Raw genomic sequence first — 26,091 nt, forward strand, 5'->3', positions numbered from 1 at the left:
GTTGTGAACTTTTTTTGAGCTATATTATTTCTTATACCTTAAACTTCCCGTTTCAATACCAATAGCTGTTCTAGCCAATACAGTAAAAACTAAAGCTCCCATTGCCCAAATACCGAGCGTAACTCCAATTTCTATTAAAGTAGGGGTATACTCAGCAATTTTTCCATAAGGACCAGGAATAAACCCTGGAACAATCAAACCAAAACCTTTTTCAATCCAAATTGCTACAAAAAGAATGAAACATGCGAAATATAGTATTTTAAAATTGTTACGGAATTTATGAAATGTAAGCAGTATTGTAGCAATTACATTTAATGAAATAGCAGTCCAAATCCATGGTAATAAAGCCGTTTTACCGTGTAAACCAAAAAATAAATAATAAGCACTTTCACTGTGATGAGTTGGAGCATAAAACTCTTTAAATAACTCTGAAATTAACATAATAATATTAATTTGAGCAGCGACTGTAACAACCATTGCTATTTTTTTGATGGTTTTATCCTCAATTTTAAATTGTGTATAAGTTCTAATAATTGCTAAAACAATAATGATTAAAGCAGGACCTGCAGCAAATGCTGATGCTAAAAAGCGAGGACCTAATAAAGCGTTGTTCCAAAATGGTCGGGCTTGTAAACCTTGATATAAAAAGGCAGTAACCAAGTGAATTCCTACTGCCCAAAAAACTGACAATAGAGCTCCAGGTACATAAACTTTAGATTTAGCCTCTTTTCCTTGATAATGTCGCATTAAGATATATAAAGGAATGGTAATGTTTAAGAATAGATATCCATTAAGCACAATAACATCCCAAGTAAGCATAGAATTAGGGAAATTAAAAACACCAATCCCTGGTATCATATGCCAAAGAACAGAAGGTCCTCCCATATCGGCAATAACAAAAGCTAAACACATTAAAAGAGCTGCTACAGCTAATCCTTCACCAATTAAAACGGCTTGTTTAAAATCGATATCTTTTAAAACATAGGTTGGCATCACTAACATTACTGCTGCCGCAGCAACACCTACTAAAAATGTAAAATTAGAAATGTATAATCCCCAACTAACTCTATCGGTCATACCTGTAACACTTAAACCATGCTCTAATTGAATAGAGTAACAATACATGCCTATTAACATAATTACAGTTAAAAAAGCCATCCACAAGTGATATCTTACGGTTCCTTTGGTGATAATATCTAAGCTATCTTTAACTAAACTTCCAAAAACTTTAAGTTGTTTCATTATAAATGTTTTAATCCATGAAGTACCAGAACTTTGGTTCTGTACCTAAATCTTCTTTTAATCTGAATACTTTTTTATTTTCTAATACCCAACGAATAGTACTATTAGGATCTAATAGATTTCCAAAAATACGTGCACCAGTAGGACAAGCTTCTACACAAGCAGGGTTTTTACCAGCTCTTGAGCGTTGTACACAAAAAGTACATTTTTCCATCACTCCTTTTTTACGCATACGGTTTCCTAGGTAATGTTGGTTGTGATTTATCTCTTCTTCAGGAACTTCAGGTTTGCTCCAGTTAAATCTACGACCGTCATAAGGGCAAGCTGCCATACAATAACGACAACCTACACACCAGTCATAATCAACAACTACTAATCCGTCTTCTTCTCGCCAAGTAGCTTGCACAGGACATACTTCTACACACGGTGGATTATCGCAATGAAAACACTGTGTTCCCATATAAAAATGCCCTTCGGCAGGAACTTCATGATAGTAATTATCATCAGCTTCATTAAAATTAAAACCTTTACCGTCTTTCATTTCATGAATTCGGATATACTGCATTTGTGAATTACGATCTTGGTTGTTTTCTTCAACACAAGCACTTACGCAATCCATATATCCTTGACATTTAGAAATATTGAAAGCATACCCAAATAACACATCTTCTTCAGCATTTTTAGAAGACATATTAATGGTTTTTCCTGTACGTAATTGATAAGAACGAACTAACCTGTTTACAGTTGCTTCCTTCTCTTTATCGGTCATTAGTTTATAGTTTCCTTTAAACTGTTCTTCCCAATCTATTTGCGCTTTTTCTTTGCTTTCATCACTAGAAGTAATGCTGGTACAAGAAGACATTGCTCCAGCTCCTATAAGTAAACTAGCGGTTAGTTTTTTAAAGGCAGATCTTCGATCCATCTTAACATCAAATACTTGATCGAAACCGTCTTTATATCTTTCTTCTCCAATAGAGGCATTTACTGCAGCTTCGAAAAACTCATTTTCAGTTAATTTATCTTTTGGTTTATGTGAATCACACCCTCCTGAAGTTTTACCGCAACCACATGCATCGTTTGACGTTTGTTTGCGCCTACTATTCAGGTTAAGTGTAAACCATTTTTTATTTGTATTGTTCATGCCTGATTATTTTCGTTCTTTAATTTTTTGAGTATTAAAACGTGCTGGCCACTTGGTATGAAAACCTGGTGAGTGCGGATTATGACAGTTTACACAAGTCATAGATGCTCTAGGTGATGCCCAACTTTCAATACGTTTACCATGTGCGCCTCCTGCCCAATCTTTGTATTGTTTTTGATGACATTGACTGCATAGTTTATAGCTCAAGTTAAAATCTATAGATTTATCGGTAAGACTTTTTAAATTATCAGGATTATTACCATCATGACACGTAGTACAGTTCATAGTAGTGTCATCTGCATGATTCATTTTAATATTCCAGTGTGCCTTTTTCTGCTCTTTACTCTGCATTTGATGCAAAGGCTTGTTATGGCATTCTGTACAAGCAAAAGATTTTATTTTTCCTTTTCTTTCAGGAATTAAAAAGGTTTGACCGTTTTCGGTAACTTCAATAGTTTTGATACCTTCTAGGTATTTTTCTGATGAGATTGAAACACCATGGTAATCTTTACTTTTGGCTTCAATTTTATCTGTAATACTATGATATTCATCTTCTTTATGCTTACAAGAAGTAATTAAAAAAGCAATACAAAAGAAGCTAACGATAAGTTTTATATGTTGATAGTAGTTCATTAGTTTTCAATTTTTCTGATAAAGCTTCCAATATCTTCAGTTACTTTATTATTAGGAACATGACATTGGCGACAGTTCACTCGCTCTGGGTGAGTAACTCTAATTTCTTTTGGGGCACTAGGTCCTGCATGACATGCTAAACAGTTTTCTCTCAACTGTAATTGATGCGGAATTACAGGCGGGCTTCCTGCTAATGCATTATTAATGCCCGCTGTAGGGGTTGTGCCTCTTTCAAAATTTGTTCCTTTAAATAATGTTTGCGTTTTTTGAGGTACGTGACATTGACGACAGTTCACCATTTCTGGGTGTGGTGTTACTGGGGTATACGCCTTAAATTTATCTACATAACCTCCGTTTTCATGACATTTTAAGCATGAATTCTCTCCCATATTACGCTCACTTTCTACTTCGTGAGGAATGCTTGGAGGCGCTCCGTGAAAAGCTCTATTATCGTAATACGTTTTCATGCTTCGTTGATGGTTTTCATCAACAGGCATGTTAGCATAATCTAAAGCATATGCAGAACGTTGAAATACTCCCGTTTCAGAAGGAATTATGGGAATAGGACGATTGTTTTCTATTGGGATATAGGCTTCTTCTTGTCCTTGATAATAACTATAATTCCAAATAGTAATGAATGCTATACATAAGATTATGAATAATGATATGATACCTAAACGTTTCTTCATAATTTATGCTTTTTCTACCTTAACGGCACATTTTTTATAATCAGGCTCTTTAGATATTGGACAAAACGAATCTAACGTTATGTCGTTAATCAGCATATTCTCGTCAAAGAAAGGCACAAATACTTGCATAGGTGCAGGAACTCCACGTTGGTTAATTGATGCAGGCAAGATGATTTCTCCTCTTCGAGTCGTTAACTTTACGTTATCACCGTTTTTTATTTGCATACGTTTAGCATCTTCTGGGTTAAGCTCAACATATGAATGCGGCATTGCTTTGTGAAGCACAGGAATACGCCTTGTCATAGAGCCCGTATGCCAGTGTTCAACTACACGACCAGTGTTTAACCAGTATGGGTATTCTGCATCTGGTTCTTCAGCAGCTGGTTCATAAGGGCGTTGCCAAATCACCGCTTTTCCGTCTGGTTTTCCATAAAAATGGAAATCTTCACCATTACTACAAGCAGGGTCGTATTTAGCATTAAAACGCCATTTTGTTGATTGTCCATCTACATAAGGCCACATCATTCCAGGGTTTTCTTTTAAAACCTCTAACGGAGCCATGTTATGTTTTTTGTTATCGTGGTGTTTACGATATTCGGTATAAATTTCTTCGATATGAGTATCTTCGTTATAGTAGAATTGTTTTTCAAAACCTAGTCGTTTTGCTACTTCTACTAATTGCCAAGTATCACTCATAGCTTCACCAGGTGGTTGTACCATTTGTTCGAAGTATTGTGTTCTACGCTCTGAGTTACCATACATACCTTCACGCTCTATCCACATAGCAGATGGTAAGATAACATCAGCAATATCGGTTGTTGGTGTAGGATAGATGTCTGAAACAACAATAAATCTACCTTCTTTTTTTGCACCATCTCTATAACGTTTTAATTTTGGCATAGTAACCATAGGGTTGGTTACTTGTATCCACATAAAACGAATATCACCTCTATCTAAAGCTCTAAACATTTCTACTGTATGATAGGTTGGCTTCGGATCGATATTTTCAACGGGTACATCCCATATTTTAGCAGCAAATTCACGGTGTTCTTTATTCATTACTACTCCATGAGGTAATTTATGAGTAAGAGTTCCTACTTCTCTTACAGTACCACAAGCAGATGGTTGACCTGTTAAAGAGAATGGACTATTACCTGGAGTAGATATTTTACCTGTTAATAAGTGAATGTTGTATACTAAGTTATTTATCCATGTACCTCTTGTATGCTGATTCATACCCATACACCAAAGAGACATTACCTTTTTATTTGGGTCACCATAGTAAGAAGCCATGTATTTAATGTCTTTGGCAGATACTCCTGAGATTTTCTCTACTTTTTCTGGAGTGTAATCTTCTAAAAACTCTTTATATTCTTCAAAGCTAATTCCTTCTGGTTTATCTTTAAACTTATAGTTGTCTTCTAAACCATAACCCATATTGGTTAATCCTTTTTTGAAGTTACAGTGTTTTTTTACGAAAGATTCGTTTATCCAACCATTTTTTATAATTTCATAACAGATAGCGTTTGCTACGGCTAAATCGGTTTGAGGTAGAAATAAAATAGATTTATCTGCAGCCATACTTGTACGAGTAGTACGGGTAGCAAAGTCGATAATTTTTACGCCTCTTTTTAAACGCTGATCTAACAATCGAGAAAATAAAACGGGGTGCATTTCAGCCATATTATTACCCCAAAGAACAAATACATCAGCATGATCAATATCTTCATAACACCCCATTGGCTCATCAATTCCAAAAGAGGTCATAAAACCTGTTACAGCACTCGCCATACATAAACGCGCGTTGGCTTCAACATTATTAGTGCCAATACATCCTTTAAATAATTTTGAAGCAACATAACCATCTGGAATAGTCCATTGACCAGAACCATAGATAGAAACTGCATCTTTACCATAATCTTTAATGGTTTCTTTCATTCTAGAAGCAATTAAATCTAAAGCTTCTTTCATTGAAGTTTCTACATACCTTCCGTTTTTCTTAACTAGAGGTTTGGTAAGACGATCTTTACCATACATTGCCATTACCGAGTGGTATCCTTTAACACAACATAAACCTTTGTTTACAGGTGATTTAGGGTCTCCTTTAACAGCAACAGCTTTTCCGTTTTCAACTCCTACTAAAACACCACAACCCACACCACAAAATCTACAAGGTGCTTTTTTCCAATCTAAATTACCATTCTTAGGTAATTTTTCTTCTTGTTCTCCAGCAAACATAATTCCTGGAAACATGGTAGCAGCTGCTGTCATTGCTGAAAGCATTGCCATTTTTTTTATAAAACTTCTTCTGTTTGTTGTTGAAGTATACATAAGCTAGTTCTTTTTAGGTGTATTGAATCCAGAAACCATCGCAAGCATTTTTAAACTACTAATTGTTTCTAGTTTTTGTTTTAAAATTTCTTCTTCTGCTTTAGTTTCTGTTTCGGTAACGAGAACTAAAACATCTTCATTTTCTGCAGGAAGAACATCACATTGATTAATGTTTGAAAGAGCTTGAATTAACTCTTCTTTTTTACCATCGTGTGGATGTGCTAAATAACTTTTAATAGGCATAGAAAATAGTTGATTATTCGATTAACAAATTAATAAATATATCAATGCAATAAACATGATATTTGTCATAAGTAATAATAAATCAGTACGTTATATTTTTGGTTACATAGCGATTTGTTCTTGAAATCAAGTGGTTAAAGGATGTTTATAGTTTAAAAAAATCTAAAAAAGCGGCTTATTTATTTTTAATTTAAATAAGGTTGTTTTTTATGATTAGCCTCATAATTTAAGAGTAGGTGAGTTTATAACTTTATACTCTAAATATTATAGAATATGAGCTTCGTTATTAAAAGTAGGGTATGGATTGAGAGAGATAATAAGGTGTTTTTAGGTGAAGGAAGAATTCGATTATTAAAATCAATTGAAAGAACAGAATCATTATCAAAATCGGCAAAAGAGTTAAAAATGTCGTATAAAAAAGCTTGGAACTTGATAGATTCTGTAAATAAAAATGCTAAAAAACCTGTGGTAGAAAAAAGTACTGGAGGAAGTGGTGGTGGAGGTACAGTTTTAACTACTTATGGTAAAGATCTTGTTCGAGTATTTGATAGTATTAACGAAAATTGCTGGAAACATTTAGATAAGCAAATAGAAAAGTATAAAGTAATTTTAGAAAATAAAGAATAAATTAAAATGTATGATTTTTATCATTAATCATCTATTAATTTCTGCAGACTTTTGTGCTATAAAAGAGAGAATTTATGCTGAAAAGTTTAACAATAGTTACCGCTGAAGAAGCCGTAGCTTCGGTACAATCAAATAATAAAATTTATTTTCAAGGAGCAGCGATGACTCCTAATTTATTAATTGATAGTTTATGCGATCGTTATCAAGAATTATCAAATGTTGAAATTATACAAATACATACCCATGGTAAAGCTAAATATTTAGAAGAACCTTACAGCAATTCATTTAAGTTGATTAGCTGTTTTGTTGGTGATAATGTAAGAAAAGGAGTTAATACCAATAACGGAGATTATGTACCTATTTTTTTAAGTGAAATTCATTGGTTGTTTAGAAGAAATATTTATCAATTAGATGTGGCTTTTATTCAGGTTTCTCCACCCGATAAACATGGATATTGTTCGTTAGGAACTTCAGTAGATATTACGCTTCCAGCAATTTTAACTGCGAAAAAAGTTATTGCATTAGTCAATCCCAATGTACCAAGAACTCATGGAGATGGTATTATACACGTAAGCAAAATAGATTATGCTGTTGAAGTTGATACACCTATTCATGAATCTATTTCTGGAACTCCTTCTGAAATAGAAATAAAAATAGGAAAACACGTAGCAGAATTGATTGATGATGGAGCGACTCTGCAAATGGGAATTGGTAATATTCCTAATGCAGTTTTGCATAACTTAACAAATCATAAACGCTTAGGAATTCATACAGAAATGTTTTCTGATGGAATTCTTCCACTTGTTGAAAAAGGAATCATTACAGGAGAAGAGAAAGAGATTAAAACAGGTAAAATAGTTACTTGTTTTGCAGTTGGTTCAAGAAAATTATATGATTTTATTGATGATAATCCATTAGTGCATTTTAAAGAAGCAGGTTATACAAATGATACATCAATAATAAAGCAAAACCCGAAAGTAACCGCTATTAATAGTGCTATTGAAATTGATATTACTGGTCAGGTTTGTGCTGATACGATTGGTCAATATCAATATTCAGGAGTTGGTGGTCAAATGGATTTTATCAGAGGAGCATCACTTTCTAAAGAAGGAAAAGCCATTATTGCAATGCCTTCAATAACAGCAAAGGGGATCTCTAAAATTACCCCATTTTTAAAAAAAGGAGCAGGAGTAACAACAACAAGAGCCCATGTACATTATGTGGCTACTGAATATGGTGTGGTTAATCTTTTTGGTAAAAGTTTAAAACAACGAGCAAAAGCTTTAATTTCTATAGCGCATCCTAATTTTAGAGAAGAGCTAGAAAAAGAAGCGTATAAGAGATTTCATTAATTTTTTTTGGTTGATTAGAAACTATTCTAGTTTCGTTTTTATAAAGCCTTCTTATTTTTAAGAAGGCTTTATTTATTAGATGATTAAAATCATATTTTTCAGGTTTTATCAATAGTACTTTTGCAGTTTAAAAGTAATATTAGATGAATATAGTAAAGGAAATTGAAAAGCTTAAAAAAGAAAAGAACGCGGTTATTTTGGCACATTATTATCAAGAACCAGCCATACAAGAAATAGCCGATTATGTAGGTGATAGTTTAGGTTTATCTCAAAAAGCAGCAGAAACCGATGCAGCGGTAATTGTTTTTGCAGGGGTTCATTTTATGGCTGAGACCGCTAAAATTTTAAATCCGACAAAAAAAGTATTGTTGCCAGATTTAAATGCCGGTTGTTCCTTGGCAGAATCTTGTCCGCCAGATGCTTTTGAAAAATTTATAAAAGCACATCCTAATCATACGGTAATTACCTATGTAAATTGTAGTGCAGAGGTAAAAGCCTTGACAGATATTGTTTGTACTTCATCAAATGCTTTAAAAATAGTTGAATCGATTCCCAAAGAAACACCCATAATTTTTGCTCCCGATAGAAACTTAGGTAAGTATATCATGCAAAAAACAGGAAGAGATCTATTGTTATGGGACGGAAGTTGCGTAGTACACGAAGCTTTTTCAATAGAAAAATTGATTCAATTGCATAAAAAATATCCTGATTATAAAATTATTACACATCCAGAGTCTGAAGAGCATATCTTAAAAACAGCTACATATATTGGATCAACTTCGGGTATGATTACCTATGTAAAAGAGCATGCAGACCAAAAATTTATTGTGGCAACAGAAGCTGGAATTTTACATAAAATGCAGCAAGAAGTTCCGAATACAGAATTGATACCCGCTCCTGCCAAAGAAGATAATACCTGTGCTTGTAGTGAGTGTGCATACATGAAGGTTAATACCCTTCAAAAACTGTATGATTGTTTGTTGCATGAAACACCGCAAATAGAAGTCTCAGAAAAAACACGTAAACGAGCGTTGATTCCTATTGAACGTATGTTAGAACTCTCAAAATAAATGATTACAACCCATTATTTAGTCATTGGTTCTGGTGTTGCAGGATTGACATTTGCTGTTAAAATTGCAGAAAAATTTCCAAACAAAACCGTAACCATCGTTACCAAAAGTAACGAAGACGAATCGAATACCAAATATGCGCAAGGCGGTGTTGCCGTTGTTTTAAACACGGAAGACGATTCGTTTCAAAAACACATTCAAGATACTTTAATTGCTGGCGATGGTTTGTGTGATACTGCTGTTGTAAACATGGTGGTAAAAGAAGGACCAAAGCGCTTTAAAGAACTCATTACTTGGGGTGCTAATTTTGATGTAAATAGTGAAGGGAATTTTGATTTAGGAAAAGAAGGTGGACATTCTGAATACCGTGTGGTGCATCATAAAGATATCACTGGTTACGAAGTAGAAAGAGCTTTGTTACAACGCGTACATCAACTAGAAAATATTACTGTTTTACCGCATCATTTTGCAGTAGATATAATTACCGAACATCATTTAAAAGAAAAAAAATCGAGTCATTTATCGTGCTATGGGGCTTATGTTTTAAACGAAAGGAACAACGAAATCATTATCATACAAGCGCAACATACTTTATTAGCTTCAGGTGGTATTGGTAATGTGTATGGACATACCACAAATCCTATAATTGCTACTGGAGATGGAATTGCCATGGCATACCGAGCCAAAGCTCTTATTAAAGATATGGAGTTTGTACAGTTTCATCCAACCGTATTGTACAATCAAGAGCAAGGATCTTCTTTTTTAATTTCTGAAGCAGTACGAGGTTTTGGAGCCTATTTACGAAACAAAAAAGGTGAACGTTTTATGCTTGCTTATGATGAAAGAGCTGAATTGGCTTCGAGAGATATTGTGTCGCAATCAATTGACAAAGAATTAAAAAAGTCTGGAGACTCCCATGTATTTTTAGACTGCACACATTTAGAGGTAGCTTCTTTTAAAAAGCATTTTCCTAACATCTATCAAAAATGCATTGATTTACATATTGATATCAGTAAAGATTGGATACCGGTTGTACCTGCTTCACATTATTTATGTGGAGGAATTGTAGTAGACACCAACGGTAAAACCAGTATCAAAAATTTATTTGCTTGTGGAGAAGTCTCTAGAACGGGATTACACGGAGCTAACAGGCTCGCTTCAAATTCATTATTAGAGGCACTAGTGTATGCGCATAATGTGCATCGTTTTTTAGCAAAAAAAGATACTAATTTCTCTCCTGTACTTATTCCAGATTGGAATGATAAAGGGACTCTAATTAATGAAGAACATATTTTAATTCAACATAACTTAAAAGAGTTACAAGCTTTAATGCGTGATTATGTTGGTATTGTTCGAAGCAACCAACGATTGAAAAAAGCGTTGAAAAAACTTGATGTAATTTACACTGAGGTAGAAGAACTTTATAAAACATCTAAACTCAATACTGCGCTCTGCGAATTGCGCAACATGATTAATGTAGCCTACTTAATTATCAATCAATCATTAGAAAGAAAAGAAAATAAAGGAGGTTATTTTAATGTTGATAACAATTAACAATCACTTTCTATTAAATTGTAAAGTCAATATATATCCAATAACAATCATAAAAAAAACACTCACAGTTACTAATAAATAAGGATAGTTATTAGGATAGTAAAAACCTTTCCAAGCGACAAGTCCTCTGTAATAAATAAATAATTCGGTAAGTAAAAATCCTGTTATATAGAGAACGATACTACTTTTAGTAAGTTTTATTAGTTTAAAATAACTTAAAAAAGCCAACAGAGCTAAACTAACAACTCCTAAGAATATCCAATGCAAATAACCTATCACAAAGTCTATATTTGTTGAAGCTAGATTTGCAAAATAAGGGATTGTACCTATGAATTGTATTATTAGTTTTATACTATAAAAAAATAAAATAACCTTTAAACTTATTGACAAAATAGGAGAGAAAGTAGTGATATTTATTTTTTCTTTTTGTTTGATAATTTCTTTAAGTAAAATTCCAAAAGCAAATAGTTGTAGTAAGGCTCCGCTACCTGCAATAAAATTAGCTAAAAGTGGAAGTTTCATCCATAAAATAGAAATGACAAAGGTGAATATCACTCCAAAATTTAATAACCAAAAAAACTGTTGAAACTTTCTGTTAGAAATATTTATTTTTATTTCTTCAAAAATGTAAAAGAGAACTCCGAATAATGCAACAATAAACCATCCGTTGTACTGAAAATGAAGGTAAAAATAAATCGCATTTCTGTACCAACTAGAAGTTTCTCCAAGAGTATTCATAATAATTCCTAAAGCCCAAGGACCAACACTTGAAAGAATCATATACCACAAAGACCATTTAATACATTTATAGGAATTTGTAGCTTTAGATGCTTTTGGAGTATGTTTAAAAACTAAATATCCTAATAGATATGAGGCTATTATAAATAAAGTTGAAAATAGTATAGAAAACAGTGCATAACCAGTAATCGGAAAAGTAACCAACATTCCTACAATAGTAAACTGGGTAAACCAAAAAATGCGTTTGTATTTCTTTTCTATATTAGCTTTTTTTAGGTATAACTGATATATCAATACCATTAAAGCAGAATATACCCAACCTAACAAGGCTACGTGTGAATGTGCGTGTACAATGTGTTTGTAATTAAAATCAATTACTGCAATAGAAAAACAGCGTAATAGCACTCCTAAAATGGCTATTATTAAAAAATAACCGAGCGCAATTACGCTGTGCTTTTTTGTAATATTCATGTACTATTTTTTATTAGTAATCCTACTTTTATAGGCTACTAAAATAGTAAGTAAAATCATACTAAATAAAATTATATATACAAAATTTGGAACCGGAATAGGATCTCCAGAAGCATAACTATGCAAGCCAGATAAATAATAATTTACACCAAAAGATGTCATAATTATAGACCAAAAAGCAAACATACTTGCAATATTTAGTGTAAAAAAATTATTTAACTTCGGAATAAAACGTAAATGTAATACGATTGTGTATACAATAATACTAATTAAAGCCCAAGTTTCTTTTGGATCCCAAGCCCAATAACGTCCCCAACTTTCGTTTGCCCAAACTCCACCTAAAAATGTTCCAATAGATAAAACAAATAAACCAATGGTCATAGAAAGTTCGTTAATGTAACTTAATTCTTTAATTTTCAGGTCGATAATAGCTTTGGTTTTTTCAGTCTTAAAGAACATTAAAAAAAGTGCCATAATTCCTAAAACAGCGGATAAGGCTAGGGGAGCATAACTACTCACAATGGTGGCTACGTGTATTTTTAACCAATACGATTTTAATACAGGCATTAAATTGGTAATTTCTGGATTCAACCAATCTAAATAACTCACAAATAATAATGCACCTGTAAACAATGTTGAAAGAGGCAATGCAAAATCAGATTTTCTAAATACTATTAATCCGCTTAACAATAAACACCACGCCACAAAAATTAGCATTTCGTAACCGTTACTCCAAGGTGCGTGCTGCGCCACATACCAACGTAAAATAATGTTGAAGGTAAATAGTAAAAACGATATTAACGTGAGTAGAATTAAGGTATTCCAAGAAAATTCTACCCATTTCTTTTTTGAGAACATTCTTACAATTGCTAAGACTAATAATAAGAAACCTAACGTAAAAAACACTTGAAATAACCAGAAGTTAATATTAGCCTTATTGTACCAAATTTCAGCTTCAATACGTTCTGGCGTAGGAATAATTTCTGCTCCTAACACATCTTGATACTTTTTGATATACGTTAGTTTCTCAAAGCCTTCTTCAAACTTTCCGTTATTTAAATCATTAAAATAACTTGGTAAAACAGTTTTTGCAAAACGACCATCTTCTTCAGTAAAATCATTAAAATCGTGATTGTAACTAAACCAAGTATTGTTCTCATCATCTTTTTTAGGAAATATTTTTAAGTAGTTTCCTGTAAATAAATTGTATAGAATATTAAAGCGTTCATCAATTTTTAAAACCTCTTTATCAAACTCATTACGTTCTGCAGGTTTCTTTTTATTGGCAGCTTCAACATCAGCAGATAATAAGTAATTCCCATTTTTGTCTAAAAAACTAACAAAAGAATACAATCCGTTTTTACCAGGGGTAATCTTCTTTAGTAAATCACCTGTTTTATCGGTATCTGCTTTAATAATCGGAATTCGTTGCCATACTTGTGGCATTTTATGCATTCCTAAAAACACTTGATTCACATCTAAATGAATCGTTTTTTCAGTTGTAGGATAGGTAAAACTCGATTTTCTAGAAATCTTTCGAATACATTCTGATGCTAGTGTGTTGATTGGTTTTATTCTTCCGTCTAAATCTTGCACCAACAAACGTCCAAAAAAATCAGCTTGTTGTTTGTCTATTTGCTGTGAAGCAACAATTCTATCAAGATTTATTTTCTTAGGAATAGAATCTTGGGAAAAAGATGCAAACGAAAAGCTAGAAGCCAATAAGAAAGTTACAACTGCAGTTTTTGTTTTTATTTTTTTCAGTTTTTTATTGATGGTTTGAAATCGAGAAGCCTTACCAAATAAGGTGAAAAACATTCCAATTCCCATTAATAAATAGCCTAAATAGGTAATCCAAGTTCCCCAAAAATCGTGATTTACAGACAAAACGGTTCCGCGTTCATCGGTATCATAACTCGCTTGAAAAAAGCGGAATCCTTTATAATCTAATACGTTGTTCATAAAAATTCTGTAATCAAATTTTTCTGTCTTATCAATTACGGTTACTTCACTAGCGTATGCTGATGGACTTGAGGATCCTGGGTAGCGTTCCAACTGAAAATCGTTTAACTTTATTGAAAAAGGAGTTTGAATTGCGCCAGCACCGTATGATAAAATTACTTCGGTTCCGTCTTTAAAATCTACTTGATGTTTTATAGGTAAAAACCCTTGACGATATAATAAGTTTACTTCTTGTGTTTCTTCGCCAACAGTAACATTTACAATTAAAGCATCGTCTTGAGAAGGTTCGTTATCGGTTTTTTCTTTTGCGGTACTAACTAATTTAAATTTACCTTTTGGATGGTAAGAAGTTGGCACAAAAGAAAAATCTCCAGATCTGTATAATGTTCTTAATTGAATTTCCTGTAAAGTATCTTGCTTAATTTTTCCTGCTTGTTGAATTGACATAATAAAGAAATCAACCGGATGAGGTGTAAGCATGGTAAACTTTCCATCTTTTTCAAAAATATTGATAATTCCTTCTTTATCTGCTTCAAAACCAACTTCGTGTTGGTGTTGTCCTATCTTTTCTATTTCACCCTTCTTTAAATAAACGGTATTTCTTCCCTCACCAACGGTAGTAACCATTTTAAGTAACGGAACACCATTGATGCTGTCTGTAATTATTTCTGGAGATGCATCAGCAATATATTCTTTAAAAGAAATTGCTACTGGTTTGTTTTCAAATGTTTCATTAATGGTAAAATTGTTATCTTGTAAAGGAGTAAAACTTAGTTTCTTCTGAAATTGTTTACTGTTTTTTTCTTTTCTAATTGTAGTTGAAAGTAATTTTGTATCAGAAATAATAACATCAGATGTTGCCCCTTCTCGAATACGCATAATTCCGCTATACGAAGTGTAACGCGTAATTCCAGCACCAATTAAAGTAATTACAAAGGCAATATGAAAAAGGAAAATAGCCCACTTTCTTTTTGTTAATAAATTGTATTTAAAAATGTGTAAGAAAAAGCTCACAGCTAATCCTAACATCACAATTTCAAACCACCAAGCATCATAAATACTTGCCCAAGCTACAGCTGTACCGTAATCATTTTCTACAAACGTTGCTACTGCCATTGCCACAGCAAAAATTACTAATAATAATAAAGCTAAGTAAGAAGAGGAGAGAAGTTTGTATAATCTTTGCATGTTTCTAAATTTGAAAAAGATAATTTTTAAAGTTTTACCTCTAAAAATTATCTTTTTTACCTGTAAATTGAATTTGAATTATTTCATTGAAACTTTCTTAGTACCATAAGTAGCTTCACGTTTTTCAGCTTCATCTAACCATTTAGGTAATAAGTTTTCTTTGAACTCTTCTTTTTCTTTAGTTAATTTTTCAATATCTAAACCAATATATTTTTGAGCTTTTTCTTTAGTAGAAATATCTGGCATTTCAACAGGTTTGTTATAGCCTAAATCTGCTAACAAACGAGCTAATTTTACACGACCTTCGGTAGCTTTATCTAAACCACTAGCGATAACTCTTCCAGTTTCTACAGGTGAGTGAAAAGAAGCTCCATGCGCTGCAGCTGCATAATCCCAACGCCATTGCGCATGACGAATATCTATTAAAATATCTTTCATTTGCTCTTCAGTAGCACCTAAATCCCAACATTTCTTAGCTTCTACGTGCATTCTAACTAAAGCATCTTCTAATTTTAAACGCGCTTCTGTTGATTTTTGTTGACGCTCATAAACATTAGCCTTTAACTTATCGGCATCTTCACGGTGACAAACTTGACAAGAGTTCGCAACGTTGTTCATAGGAGATTGAATGTGGTGATCTGTAAATTTTTGTCCACCTTCACTCTTATATGGCATATGACAATCGGCACAAGAAACGCCTCTGTCTGCATGTACTCCTGTTAAGTAAGTTTCATAACCTGGGTGTTGCGCTTTTAACATTGGGGCACGACTTAATTTGTGAGTCCAATCTTTAAAGTTTATATCATCATAATACTTTTCCATGGCTTCAACAGACATACCATCTTTCCAAGGGAATGTTAAATAAGGAACGCCTTCTTTACCTGGTTTTTTCTTATCAAAATAATATTCTACGTGACATTGAGCACAAACCAATGAGCGCATTTCTTGGTGTGTAGCTTTGTTAATGTCTTTGCCCATAGCTTCAAAAGCTTCTACCAATGCTGGGCGAGTAATGGTTAGTTTCATTGTTTTAGAATCATGACAGTCTGCACAACCTATAGGGTTTACTACTTCATGACCTTTATCAGCCCATTTTCCTTTGTAAAATTCAGCAATCCCAATTTCGTTCATTAAACGAGGTACATCCGGACTTTTACAGGTCCAACATGTTGCAGGCATAGGTCCATCTCCTTTTCCTTTAGGCCCTCCAGTTCTTAATGTGTTTTGTAGATCGGTAACAGCATGTTGGTGCCCACGACCTTGGTTGTAGTCTTTTGAAAATCCGTAACCTGCCCAAAGTACCACTAAACGAGTGTCTTCTTCTAGCATGTCACGCATTTTAGAACCTCCTTGAAATGATTCGAAATCACTATTTTCTGTTTGTAAAAATGATTGATATTCAGCAGGGAAATTTTTTCCCCATTCATCATTTCTAGGTTCATTATCACTAATTTCTACTTGAGGTACGTATTTATATTTCGCTTCATTTTTCCTATTTACAATGCTAGAAGCGAGTAATCCTAATAGAAAAACGACTACTACGGTTACTATAAATAATACTTTGTTTTTCATTTGTTTGTTATTTTTGTATTTGTTGATTTAGCCATTCGGGTATTACCGTCTCTACATTATCGGTAGGTATAGGTGCTATATTATTTTTAATGGTTGATAAACCATGTACTGTACCGTGTGGTAGTTCTTGGTGACAAGACCAACACTTTCGTTCAGTTCTACTTTCTTTATGATCTTTTAGCCAACCATCATATTTTACCTGTGTAACTTGCTGTACATGACATCTAATACAGTTGTTTTGTACTACTTCTTCCGATTCCTCTCGCATAAACATTACTTCTGGCTCTGCTCTAGCTGTAAATACAGAAGCGTGTAATAAACCATCTTTAGCTTTAAAGTAATATTTATTGAATACATTGTCGTGTGGTACATGACAATCGTTACAAGAGGCTTGTTCTCTATGCGAACTATGCATCCAACTATTATACATAGGCGTCATTACGTGGCAGTTTACACATGCCAACGGGTCGTCTGACATATAAGAAACTAATGAAGCTTCTTTTGCCATAAAAAAACCTAGACCAGTTACAATTCCTATTAAAATTATTGCAACTCTTCTCCATCTAGATCTTTTATTTGGTAATATTTCGCGTTTAAAATTCAAGTTTTTAATGATTTAAATCTTACCTCTAACCGACCATTTCTTTTTCTAATGAAATAGCTTTTGGATGTAAGATGTTGTTTTCTAAATGAATGTGTTGATGTAAATCTTGCTCAAACTCTTCTAGTTTAGCATATAATGCTTTAAAAGTATTACAAGCCTCGGCTGGAGGTGTGTAATTGTTAGTTAATCTTGAAATTTCCTTAAAAATGTCTCCTGCATTTTCATGCTCGTGCTCCATCATTTTTATAGGATTGTTGACCGAACCAAACGGAGGAGTAGGAGAGGTGTTACCTTCTTTTTTACTGTCAACTAATTGTTTTATATACGGAAATAAAACTTGCTCTTCTTTTTGTAAATGTGACAGTAGTTCATTTGCTACTTCATGAAATAATTGATTTACAATAATAACTTCTTCGTAATGATGACCATGTACTTTTGCTACTTTGTTTGCGTACTGAGATATTAATGGTAAACTTTCTCTTACGTAAGTATGATGTACATTTTCAATATATATCATTAAAAAGTCTAATGCCCATTTATCATAGTCTTCAATTAAATCTTTAACTTCATCAACCTCTGAAAGTTCTTTTTCTAAAATTTCTTGATTTACATTTTTTTTAGCGCAAGCTTTTTGAATTGTAACATTTCCACCACAGCAAAAATCTATTCCGTGTTTTTTGAAAATGTGAGCAGTTTTAATGTTTTCGGTAACATAATCTGCAACAGTTTTTTCGTTTGAAATTACCATAATTTACTGCTTTTTAGTTGTGAATAAAGTAGGTTTGATTGTAATCATTACCCAACCCCAATTGTTGGTGTTGTCATCAGTATTTGCTTTTAAAACTTCCATTCCTTCTGAAGCAAACATGTGAGAGTATCCAGCTTTAAAACTAATTTCTTTAGTAAAACTATATCCGTATACTAAATCTAATTCTGTACCTAACTGCTTAGAAATAGTAGCATTGATATCTGCAGCAGCTGAGAAACTGTGAACAAAAGCTGTTAAACTAGATTTTGCATTTAATTTAAAATTTGCTTTACCATAAATATCTAATAAACCAACACTATTTATATGGTTACCTACATAGAAATAATCCATAAGTCCATTAAATTTGTGGTTTGTTCCATAAAACGGTGTGAAGGCTTTATTTTCATCAGCAGGTGTATTGTAATCGTTACCACTTTGTAATTCAATACCTAAACCTAACTTCGTAGTTTTTGAAACTTTATAATTCGCTTCAAGTCCTAATAAATAAGCACTTAAATCTCTATTGACAGCATCGTTACCAAATTGATAAAATAAATTAGCAGCAATATCAAAATTGTCTTTTTTAGTTTTTAAGTGTGTACCAATGGTTTGACTATATTTCAATCCATTAGGAGTTTGCATACCATTATTTAAAAACAGAAAACTTCCTGAGAAATCATTCCAATCTTTATGTAACCAAGCATATTGCATGGCTTTATATGTTCTTGGTGTTGTTAAATTAGTACCTGTTAAATTTTCACTAGATTGATTAAAAGCTAATCCAATATCAAACTTAAAATCATCTTTTTTGTACTTAAGCATTGCCATATCGTGGCTACGAGCTTGTTGTGCCCAACCTACATTACCAAATATTCTACTATCGTCATAAATTACTTCTTGTCGTCCTAATTTTATTGACCAATTAGGGTCAAATAATATTTCTCCCCATGCTTGATGTATACTTAAGCCATTGTTGTCTGCTGTGTTAAGTTGAGGCACATCCCCCCAAATTCTAACATCTTGAAGGCTGACATAGAAATTCAATTTTTCGATTGAATAACTTGTATTTAATCGTGTTCTTTGGGACACAAAAATTGCTGGATCTGCATTGTCAGGGAAAAGAGTTTTGAACCCATGTCTGTACTCTGCACGCGGACGTACTTCTGCATCAATTCTTAATTGAGCAAATGTTGATGTAATAGCAAAAAAGAATAATGCTGTAATAATTCTATATGTTTTCATAATATTGTGTATTTCCTAATTTTTACACAAATTACCTGATTTCATATAGTAAAAAACATGATAAAGGTCATGTTTTACTTTTTAATTAAAAGAGTGTTATTTTGGGTTGAAAAAGTGAGCTATTTGCCGATACAGAAAGTAATTACCCTAGTAAAGTTAGTGTATTTATCTATTCGAGGTGGAGAGAAGCCAAGTATAGAATCGTTAAAAGCATTGTCTTCACTTTTTGAGTTTTATATTGCCGGGGCCTCAGAACAACTTAAAGAAGAAGCATATTATAAAAAAGTGAAATCGTTTATCTTTAAACTAGGTTTGTTTTTAACCGTTCAAATTATAATGATTGTAGATGCTTTAGATACTCCAACAAGTTGGGATGCATTTTTTGTAGTGTTATTTTATTGTTCATATTTCTTAAGGCTTTCTGCTAACGATACCTTTACTTTATCTGATAGAATTAAGAAACTATTAACCGACAATAAGTTTAAATAAATGCCTTAGCTCATATCTTTCAATCGTAGATAAAAACCTAGCAAACTTCTATAAAAGCCAAAAAAACATCTATAAAGTTATAACACTCATATTCTTTATAGTATTTTAGTTTTTTTATGTTAAAAATGAAAGTTACGTATTTGAAAATTTTCTTGCATTTCTTTTTATGGTTGTTATTGTTTATATATCCAATGGCATCTTTAACAGATCAATATCTTATTAATAGAAATTGGTTGTCATTAGCCAGTATTTTGGTGGCTTTTTACCTAAACTATTTTGTGTTAGTAGATGGTTTTTTTCTAAAAAATAAGAAACTTCAATTTTATGTTTTAAATGTGCTTCTTGTTGTCGTTCTCTATATTTTAATAGGATATATCATTGGGAATACCATATTTCATCCATCTTTCAATGGAGAACCATTACGCGAAATTAGAAGTGGTGCGATGACTACCGTTCAAGTTATTTTACCCATCATTTTAAGTATAGGTATGTGCGTGGGCTTAAAAGTAAATGCACATTTGAATAAAAATAAGTTATTACTACAAGAAGTAAAACAAACTCAGCTAAATGCAGAAATTAAGTATTTAAAGTACCAAGTACAACCGCATTTTTTGTTTAATACACTTAATAATATATACGCATTGATAGATACATCTCCTATTAAAGCAAAACAATCCATACACACTATGAGTAAAATGATGCGTTATGTATTACATGAAGCTTCTAATAATAAAGTCCCATTAGTTAAAGAAATTGAATTTTTAGAACGTTATATCGATTTAATGCAATTACGGGTATCATCCAATCTAAGGTTAGAAAAAAACTTCCCCATAATTAATCAACCGATAAAAATAGCTCCACTCATATTAATTACTTTTATTGAAAATGCCTTTAAACATGGTATTGATGCTATAAAAGACAGTTACATCACCATTGATTTAGAAATTGAAAAAAAACAATTAAAATATTCGGTAATCAACTCATCATTTCCCGAAAAAGAAAAAATCACTGACTCTGGAATTGGATTAGAAAATTTAAAAAAGCGGTTAGCTATTTTATATCCTAATAAGTTTAGTTTGATAACTAAAGAAGAGAACAATACTTATATTGCACAACTAACACTTAACTATAAAGAATAATGCTATCCTGTATTTTAATTGATGACGAGCCTTTAGCGCTTAATTTGTTGGAAGACTATGTGAATGCAACACCTTTTTTAAAGCTGATAGCAACATGTAATAGTGCTATCGCAGCGATAGAAATACTAGAAAAAGAAGTTGTTGATTTAATTTTTACAGATATTCAAATGCCTAATTTATCTGGGATGGAATTTTCCAAACTGATAAAAAATAATAAGGCTAAAATTATTTTCACGACTGCATTTGAAGAATTTGCGGTAGAAAGCTATAAAGTAAATACGATTGATTATTTAGTAAAACCCATAAGTTATCCTGAGTTTCTTACAGCCGCCAATAAAGCCAAACAGCAAATTTTGCAAGGAGTTAATCAAGTGGGAATTGATGATTATATTTTTGTAAAATCAGATTACAAATTAATCAAGATTGACTTAAAAGATTTGATTTATGTAGAAGGACTTAAAGATTATTTAAAGTTTTATACTGTTACTTCCGAAAAACCAATTCTTACCCTAAAAAGCATGAAATCTCTAGAAGACGAATTGCCTAAAAGTCAGTTTATGCGTGTGCATCGTTCGTTTATAGTAAACTTAAAAAAAATAACAACTATAGAGCGTAACCGCATTGTTTTTGGAGATAAATACATTCCCGTTTCAGAAAAGTATAAAGAAGACTTTTTAAAATTTATCAAATCTGATTTTTAGTAATAGACAAAATCTACGCAAACGTCTATTTATTTTCTATAACTGTCTATTTCATTTTAAAAACTTGGTGAGTTTATTCAATTTTGATGTATACAAAAACATACATCAATGATTAGAATACTTATTTTAATAGCTATCTGTTTTAGTACACTAGCTACTTATTCGCAAAACAATTCAAAAAAACTTTCTAAAAAGGAACTCAAAGAAATCATAAGTCAGGTAACTAATTTATTAAAAGAAAAATATGTTTTTCCTGATAAAGCTACTCAAATGACTAAGCTCTTAAACAAACATTTAAAAAGTGGTGTTTACCATTCGTTTGAGAATCCAAAACAATTAGCCGAAAAACTTACAAAAGATTTACAATCCATAACTAATGATAAACATCTACGAGTTTTCTATAGTCCAAAAAGTCAACGAGGAGCAAAAGAAATAACTGCAGAACAACGAAAAAAGTTTGAACAACAGATGGTAGCCATGGAAAAGCGAGATAATTTCTTGTTCAAAGAAGTTAAAATCTTAGACGGAAATATAGGGTATATAGATTTTAAAGGATTTCGAGATCCTAAGCATGCTGGTGAAACCGTTATTGCTGCACTAAGTTTTTTACAAAATACAGGTGCCATTATACTTGATTTGAGGAACAATGGAGGCGGATATCCACAAATGGTTCAGCTAATTGCTAGTTATTTTGTTGATGATGAACCAGTTCATTTAAACACATTTTACAATAGAGTAGAAGATAAATATAGTCAGTATTGGACCTTACCCTACGTTCCAGGAAAAAGGCTACCAAATGTGCAATTATATATATTAACGGGTAGCAGTACTTTTTCTGCTGCTGAAGAATTTTCATATGATTTAAAACATTTAAAACGAGCAATACTAGTAGGAGAAACTACTGGTGGAGGAGCACATCCTGGAGAATCATTTCAAATAAACGAGAATTTTAAAGTTTGGACTCCCACAGGTAGAGCCATCAATCCAATTACTAAAACAAATTGGGAAGGCGTAGGAGTGATTCCGCATATAAAAACTACTGAAAAAGCAGCTTTAGTTGAAGCACAATTAAAAGCTTTAGATTCTTTAAACACGGTTAATAAAGATCCTTTTAGAAAAGAATATTATACATGGCATATAGAAACATTAAATGCGGTTAAATCACCTGTGAAAGTTCCTCTCGCAGCCCTAAAAAAATATGTAGGAACTTATGGTAGGATAAACATTTTATTAGAAGACGACACATTATATTATCAAAGTGGAAATGATGAAAAATTAAAACTGACTCCAATAAATCAATTTGCTTTTCAGTATGGAGAACTTACAGATGTTAGAATGATATTTTCTATTAAAAAAGGTGAAGTAGAGTTAACTACCAAAAATGTGTATGGTAGATCAGATGTTTATAAGAAAAACAAAAATTAATAAGTATGATTGTAACAACAACAGAGCAGATTCCTAATAAAGAAATTAAAGAAGTTTTAGGCATTGTAAAAGGAAGCTCAGTACGAGCAAGAAATATAGGGAGAGATGCAATCGCTCTACTTAAAAATGCAGTAGGAGGAGAGCTTGATGAATATACAAAACTGTTAAACTTGTCAAGAGAACAAGCTATAGAACGTTTAGTCTTAGAAGCTAAAAGCATAAACGCTGATGCTGTGGTTAATATTCGATTCTCAATAGCAATGGTTGTTCAAGCAGCTTCAGAAGTTTTTGTTTATGGTACAGCTGTTAAACTAGAAAATATATGTAATAATGAATAATACAGTTCAAACATCAAACAGGAAAGGTTATGCAATAGATTTAATTATTTACATAACTATAATGTTTTTAATTCGAGAAACCTCAATACCAAACACACATTATTTGGTTACAGGCTTTTTGTATTCAGGTACTACTTTAGTAGTCGCTACTTTAATGATGAAAAGACGAGGTGTAACTTGGAAAAATTTAGGTTTAATTCGCCCCAAAAGTATCAAGAAGACCCTTTTAAGTTCGGTAGTTATCTTTATCACTATTATAGCCACATTACTCATTTTTAATGTGATACAAGATTCGTTATCTATAGTTAAAGAGAGTAGTGAAGCTGCACAAGGAACAAATACTGGGTATTCGTTACGTAATGGAGATTATGGATATTTCTTTTCGGTAATTCTTTTTGTTTGGCTGCAATCAGCTCTTGAAGAATTGCTAGAAAGAGGTTTTTTAATCACTTGGGTTGAAGGTTTGTTTTCTAATGTAAAGTTTAGAACAGCCATTGCTATTATAGTTCAGGCGTGTATTTGGGGCTTTAGACATTCGTATGATATTTCAGAGCGCTCAATTTCTGTGGCTCTAATCGGAATAATTATGGGCATTGTCTATGTGAAGCTCGATAGAAATTTATGGCCAGTAATTATTGCACATTGTGCTATGAATACGATGTCTATGATATGATATAATAAAAGCAGTAAGTAAAACATTATTAATCAGCTAGAAATTTATTTTTGGTTGTTCATTTTTAGTGTTCATCTACTTTATCAAGTTTAAGGGCATTATCTTTTTATATTTCTATCAAAAATCATTTTCAGATTTACAAATAAAAAAATTAAAAACTATGAATAAAATTAGAACTGTATTAATCACTTTATTACTAATAACATTTTCACAAAAAGGAGAAGCACAATTTTGGAAAAAAATAAAACAAAAAGTTGAAAATAAAATTGAGAAAAAAGTAAACGAGGTTTTAACACCTAAAAAAGACTCCATCAAAAAAACGCCAAAAGACAAAAAATCCCCAACTGAAAAAAAGGAAACTAAAAAACAAAACACAGGTAAACAGTTAGAATTATGGACAAATTATGATTTTGTCCCAAGTAATAATGTTGTGTTTTTTGACACATTTAAAGATGATGAATACGGTGCATTTCCAGCGCGATGGGATATCAATTTAGGAAGCGCAGAAATAGCGCGTCTAAATAATGAAAAAGCCTTTTTACTTAACGACGATACAAGTGTATTTCCTTTAATCTCAAACTTGGATTTTTCTAAAAGGACCACTATTGAATTGGATATTTATTGTGGAGAAAAATTTTGGACGAGATATGTTTCTAATAAGTATAGGATTAAACTTTGGGATAAAGCTGATTATTTTGATGCTTACAAGGAATCTTTTAAAGCATCAAAACTTAGAGAGATTATAATTCAAAAAGACGGAGAAGTTTTAGAAGTTAAAATGGGAGATTTTGGACGAAAAATTAATCTTAAAAACTTTAATAATTATATAGAATGGCATCATGTTGCTATCGTTATAAACGGTAAGGGATTATTTCAGTTATATTTTGATGAATTAAAAATGTTGAACCTTCCAAAATTAGGAGTGTTACCTACAGGAATAACCATTCAAGAAGATGATTTTGGAAACCAAAAAAGTATTGCTATGGCAATTAAAGCAATTAAAATAGCACAAGGCGGAAATTCGTCATATAAACAAATTATTACAGACGGACGTTTTGTGACTAACGGAATTTTATTCAATACCGGTAAAGCCAAACTAAAACCAGCATCTAACGGCGTTTTGAAAAGAATAAAAAATATGCTCATAGACAATCCTGATTGGAAATTTGAAATTGTAGGACATACAGATAGTGATGGAGAAGAAAAAAACAACCTTATACTATCTCAAAATCGTGCTAAATCGGTAAAAAATGCCTTGGTAGCAATGGGAATAGCCCCTACACGTTTAACTATACTAGGAAAAGGAGAAAGTGAACCCCTTAATACTAACAGTACCCCGGAAGAAAAAGCAAATAATAGGCGTGTTGTTTTTATTCTTAAAAAATAAAATAATTATTACAACTAAATATTAACGATTATGGGTATAAGAAATTATAAAACAATAGTTAGTAATGATTTTACACTACGTTTAGCTATATCTATTATTCTTTTAACGCACAGTATTCCTGGAATACTTAATGGAGGTATATATGATTTTGGTAATTTGTATTTAAATCAGATAGGATTTGCTCCTTTTGGTGTATATATTGCATGGGCAGTAAAATTATCTCATATTTTATGTGCAATATCCATAGCTTTAAATATATATATGAAATGGGCTTCGATTATAACAATTTTAATACTTTTTACTGGCATTATTTTAGTGCATTTTAAAGAAGGTTGGTACGTTGTAGGGGATGGAAGAAATGGAGTAGAATATAGTTTTTTGTTAATTTGTGTATTACTTTCTTTCTTAATAAAAGTGATTAAATAGAAAAACTTTACTTTTTAATCAATAGAATTCCCCGATGCTTGCATCGGTGGTGAAGAGGAAAGTTTGAAAACCTAAGGTTTTCATCAAACTAAAAATAAAGTTTTTT

Annotated in this window: 24 protein-coding genes; 12 read left to right on the forward strand and 12 right to left on the reverse strand. The window is 32.2% G+C overall.

From position 1 onward, the window contains the following. Positions 1-24: 24 nt before the first annotated feature. Genes dsrP through ACKTST_RS05725 form a run of 6 tightly spaced genes read right to left on the reverse strand, consistent with a single transcriptional unit; the run spans position 25 to position 6,279 of the window. Positions 25-1,242, reverse strand: a complete 1,218-nt coding sequence (dsrP, locus tag ACKTST_RS05700) for a sulfate reduction electron transfer complex DsrMKJOP subunit DsrP (protein WP_408046782.1) — start codon at positions 1,240-1,242, stop codon at positions 25-27. A gap of 10 nt (positions 1,243-1,252) precedes the next feature. Then, a complete protein-coding gene (locus ACKTST_RS05705) occupies positions 1,253-2,383 on the reverse strand; it encodes a 4Fe-4S dicluster domain-containing protein (RefSeq protein ID WP_408046783.1) in 1,131 nt (376 codons plus the stop codon). A 6-nt stretch (positions 2,384-2,389) separates the two neighbouring features. After that, complete coding sequence (locus ACKTST_RS05710; RefSeq protein WP_408046784.1) at positions 2,390-3,016, reverse strand: cytochrome C; 627 nt, start codon at positions 3,014-3,016, stop codon at positions 2,390-2,392. Beyond that, positions 3,016-3,705, reverse strand: a complete 690-nt coding sequence (locus tag ACKTST_RS05715) for a nitrate reductase cytochrome c-type subunit (RefSeq protein ID WP_408046785.1) — start codon at positions 3,703-3,705, stop codon at positions 3,016-3,018. Before ACKTST_RS05715 ends, ACKTST_RS05710 begins: the two co-directional genes overlap by 1 nt. 3 nt (positions 3,706-3,708) lie before the next feature. Then, positions 3,709-6,036, reverse strand: coding sequence for a molybdopterin-dependent oxidoreductase (locus ACKTST_RS05720; protein WP_408046786.1), 2,328 nt, complete (start codon positions 6,034-6,036; stop codon positions 3,709-3,711). 3 nt (positions 6,037-6,039) lie between these two features. Next, positions 6,040-6,279, reverse strand: a complete 240-nt coding sequence (locus tag ACKTST_RS05725; RefSeq protein ID WP_408046787.1) for a hypothetical protein — start codon at positions 6,277-6,279, stop codon at positions 6,040-6,042. Between the two features lie 273 nt (positions 6,280-6,552). On the opposite strand from ACKTST_RS05725, the gene ACKTST_RS05730 reads away from it, so the two are divergent. The 4 genes from ACKTST_RS05730 (at position 6,553) to nadB (ending at position 10,882) form a co-directional block, all read left to right on the forward strand. Further along, complete coding sequence (locus ACKTST_RS05730; RefSeq protein ID WP_408046788.1) at positions 6,553-6,906, forward strand: winged helix-turn-helix domain-containing protein; 354 nt, start codon at positions 6,553-6,555, stop codon at positions 6,904-6,906. A 74-nt stretch (positions 6,907-6,980) separates the two neighbouring features. Beyond that, positions 6,981-8,258, forward strand: a complete 1,278-nt coding sequence (locus ACKTST_RS05735; RefSeq protein ID WP_408046789.1) for an acetyl-CoA hydrolase/transferase family protein — start codon at positions 6,981-6,983, stop codon at positions 8,256-8,258. 143 nt (positions 8,259-8,401) lie between these two features. Beyond that, positions 8,402-9,328, forward strand: coding sequence for a quinolinate synthase NadA (nadA, locus tag ACKTST_RS05740; protein WP_408046790.1), 927 nt, complete (start codon positions 8,402-8,404; stop codon positions 9,326-9,328). Beyond that, positions 9,329-10,882, forward strand: a complete 1,554-nt coding sequence (gene nadB, locus ACKTST_RS05745) for an L-aspartate oxidase (protein ID WP_408046791.1) — start codon at positions 9,329-9,331, stop codon at positions 10,880-10,882. A 3-nt stretch (positions 10,883-10,885) separates the two neighbouring features. On the opposite strand, the gene ACKTST_RS05750 is transcribed toward nadB, so the two are convergent. The 6 genes from ACKTST_RS05750 to ACKTST_RS05775 form a co-directional block, all read right to left on the reverse strand. Then, positions 10,886-12,091, reverse strand: coding sequence for a hypothetical protein (locus ACKTST_RS05750; RefSeq protein WP_408046792.1), 1,206 nt, complete (start codon positions 12,089-12,091; stop codon positions 10,886-10,888). Positions 12,092-12,094: 3 nt separating this feature from the next. Beyond that, positions 12,095-15,241: a cytochrome c biogenesis protein gene (gene ccsA, locus ACKTST_RS05755; protein ID WP_408046793.1), complete on the reverse strand. Its 3,147-nt coding sequence runs from the start codon at positions 15,239-15,241 to the stop codon at positions 12,095-12,097. Between the two features lie 78 nt (positions 15,242-15,319). Next, positions 15,320-16,813 (reverse strand): ammonia-forming cytochrome c nitrite reductase, encoded by a 1,494-nt coding sequence (nrfA, locus tag ACKTST_RS05760; RefSeq protein WP_408046794.1) that lies wholly within the window; start codon positions 16,811-16,813, stop codon positions 15,320-15,322. Between the two features lie 7 nt (positions 16,814-16,820). Then, positions 16,821-17,417 carry a cytochrome c nitrite reductase small subunit gene (nrfH, locus tag ACKTST_RS05765; RefSeq protein ID WP_408046795.1) on the reverse strand — a complete coding sequence of 199 codons (597 nt, stop codon included), beginning with the start codon at positions 17,415-17,417 and terminating at the stop codon, positions 16,821-16,823. Positions 17,418-17,442: 25 nt separating this feature from the next. Further along, complete coding sequence (gene ric / locus ACKTST_RS05770; RefSeq protein ID WP_408046796.1) at positions 17,443-18,165, reverse strand: iron-sulfur cluster repair di-iron protein; 723 nt, start codon at positions 18,163-18,165, stop codon at positions 17,443-17,445. Between the two features lie 3 nt (positions 18,166-18,168). After that, on the reverse strand, positions 18,169-19,407 hold the full coding sequence (locus ACKTST_RS05775) for an alginate export family protein (protein WP_408046797.1): 1,239 nt from the start codon (positions 19,405-19,407) through the stop codon (positions 18,169-18,171). Positions 19,408-19,530: 123 nt separating this feature from the next. Here ACKTST_RS05775 and ACKTST_RS05780 point away from each other — a divergent pair, with 123 nt between their 5' ends. The 8 genes from ACKTST_RS05780 (at position 19,531) to ACKTST_RS05815 (ending at position 25,985) form a co-directional block, all read left to right on the forward strand. Next, entirely contained in the window at positions 19,531-19,896 is a 366-nt protein-coding gene (locus ACKTST_RS05780) for a hypothetical protein (RefSeq protein ID WP_408046798.1), read from the forward strand. Positions 19,897-20,021: 125 nt separating this feature from the next. After that, a complete protein-coding gene (locus tag ACKTST_RS05785) occupies positions 20,022-21,035 on the forward strand; it encodes a sensor histidine kinase (RefSeq protein WP_408046799.1) in 1,014 nt (337 codons plus the stop codon). Next, positions 21,035-21,736, forward strand: a complete 702-nt coding sequence (locus tag ACKTST_RS05790) for a LytR/AlgR family response regulator transcription factor (protein ID WP_408046800.1) — start codon at positions 21,035-21,037, stop codon at positions 21,734-21,736. The genes ACKTST_RS05785 and ACKTST_RS05790 overlap by 1 nt, the downstream gene beginning before the upstream one ends. Positions 21,737-21,844: 108 nt before the next feature. After that, positions 21,845-23,161 (forward strand): S41 family peptidase, encoded by a 1,317-nt coding sequence (locus ACKTST_RS05795; protein ID WP_408046801.1) that lies wholly within the window; start codon positions 21,845-21,847, stop codon positions 23,159-23,161. Between the two features lie 5 nt (positions 23,162-23,166). Next, a complete protein-coding gene (locus tag ACKTST_RS05800; RefSeq protein ID WP_408046802.1) occupies positions 23,167-23,499 on the forward strand; it encodes a YbjQ family protein in 333 nt (110 codons plus the stop codon). Then, positions 23,492-24,172, forward strand: coding sequence for a CPBP family intramembrane glutamic endopeptidase (locus ACKTST_RS05805; RefSeq protein ID WP_408046803.1), 681 nt, complete (start codon positions 23,492-23,494; stop codon positions 24,170-24,172). Before ACKTST_RS05800 ends, ACKTST_RS05805 begins: the two co-directional genes overlap by 8 nt. Before the next feature lie 160 nt (positions 24,173-24,332). Next, positions 24,333-25,559 carry an OmpA family protein gene (locus ACKTST_RS05810; protein WP_408046804.1) on the forward strand — a complete coding sequence of 409 codons (1,227 nt, stop codon included), beginning with the start codon at positions 24,333-24,335 and terminating at the stop codon, positions 25,557-25,559. 30 nt (positions 25,560-25,589) lie between these two features. Continuing rightward, positions 25,590-25,985: a DoxX family protein gene (locus ACKTST_RS05815; RefSeq protein ID WP_408046805.1), complete on the forward strand. Its 396-nt coding sequence runs from the start codon at positions 25,590-25,592 to the stop codon at positions 25,983-25,985. Positions 25,986-26,091: the final 106 nt, after the last annotated feature.

The organism is Tenacibaculum crassostreae (assembly GCF_964512405.1).
GTDB lineage: Bacteria > Bacteroidota > Bacteroidia > Flavobacteriales > Flavobacteriaceae > Polaribacter > Polaribacter crassostreae.

Coding starts and splice junctions, on each gene's coding strand:
- dsrP (WP_408046782.1), bottom strand. CDS start 1,242: ATGAAACAACTTAAAGTTTTTGGAAGTTTAGTTAAAGATAGCTTAGAT.
- ACKTST_RS05705 (WP_408046783.1), bottom strand. CDS start 2,383: ATGAACAATACAAATAAAAAATGGTTTACACTTAACCTGAATAGTAGG.
- ACKTST_RS05710 (WP_408046784.1), bottom strand. CDS start 3,016: ATGAACTACTATCAACATATAAAACTTATCGTTAGCTTCTTTTGTATT.
- ACKTST_RS05715 (WP_408046785.1), bottom strand. CDS start 3,705: ATGAAGAAACGTTTAGGTATCATATCATTATTCATAATCTTATGTATA.
- ACKTST_RS05720 (WP_408046786.1), bottom strand. CDS start 6,036: ATGTATACTTCAACAACAAACAGAAGAAGTTTTATAAAAAAAATGGCA.
- ACKTST_RS05725 (WP_408046787.1), bottom strand. CDS start 6,279: ATGCCTATTAAAAGTTATTTAGCACATCCACACGATGGTAAAAAAGAA.
- ACKTST_RS05730 (WP_408046788.1), top strand. CDS start 6,553: ATGAGCTTCGTTATTAAAAGTAGGGTATGGATTGAGAGAGATAATAAG.
- ACKTST_RS05735 (WP_408046789.1), top strand. CDS start 6,981: ATGCTGAAAAGTTTAACAATAGTTACCGCTGAAGAAGCCGTAGCTTCG.
- nadA (WP_408046790.1), top strand. CDS start 8,402: ATGAATATAGTAAAGGAAATTGAAAAGCTTAAAAAAGAAAAGAACGCG.
- nadB (WP_408046791.1), top strand. CDS start 9,329: ATGATTACAACCCATTATTTAGTCATTGGTTCTGGTGTTGCAGGATTG.
- ACKTST_RS05750 (WP_408046792.1), bottom strand. CDS start 12,091: ATGAATATTACAAAAAAGCACAGCGTAATTGCGCTCGGTTATTTTTTA.
- ccsA (WP_408046793.1), bottom strand. CDS start 15,241: ATGCAAAGATTATACAAACTTCTCTCCTCTTCTTACTTAGCTTTATTA.
- nrfA (WP_408046794.1), bottom strand. CDS start 16,813: ATGAAAAACAAAGTATTATTTATAGTAACCGTAGTAGTCGTTTTTCTA.
- ric (WP_408046796.1), bottom strand. CDS start 18,165: ATGGTAATTTCAAACGAAAAAACTGTTGCAGATTATGTTACCGAAAAC.
- ACKTST_RS05775 (WP_408046797.1), bottom strand. CDS start 19,407: ATGAAAACATATAGAATTATTACAGCATTATTCTTTTTTGCTATTACA.
- ACKTST_RS05785 (WP_408046799.1), top strand. CDS start 20,022: ATGAAAGTTACGTATTTGAAAATTTTCTTGCATTTCTTTTTATGGTTG.
- ACKTST_RS05790 (WP_408046800.1), top strand. CDS start 21,035: ATGCTATCCTGTATTTTAATTGATGACGAGCCTTTAGCGCTTAATTTG.
- ACKTST_RS05795 (WP_408046801.1), top strand. CDS start 21,845: ATGATTAGAATACTTATTTTAATAGCTATCTGTTTTAGTACACTAGCT.
- ACKTST_RS05800 (WP_408046802.1), top strand. CDS start 23,167: ATGATTGTAACAACAACAGAGCAGATTCCTAATAAAGAAATTAAAGAA.
- ACKTST_RS05805 (WP_408046803.1), top strand. CDS start 23,492: ATGAATAATACAGTTCAAACATCAAACAGGAAAGGTTATGCAATAGAT.
- ACKTST_RS05810 (WP_408046804.1), top strand. CDS start 24,333: ATGAATAAAATTAGAACTGTATTAATCACTTTATTACTAATAACATTT.
- ACKTST_RS05815 (WP_408046805.1), top strand. CDS start 25,590: ATGGGTATAAGAAATTATAAAACAATAGTTAGTAATGATTTTACACTA.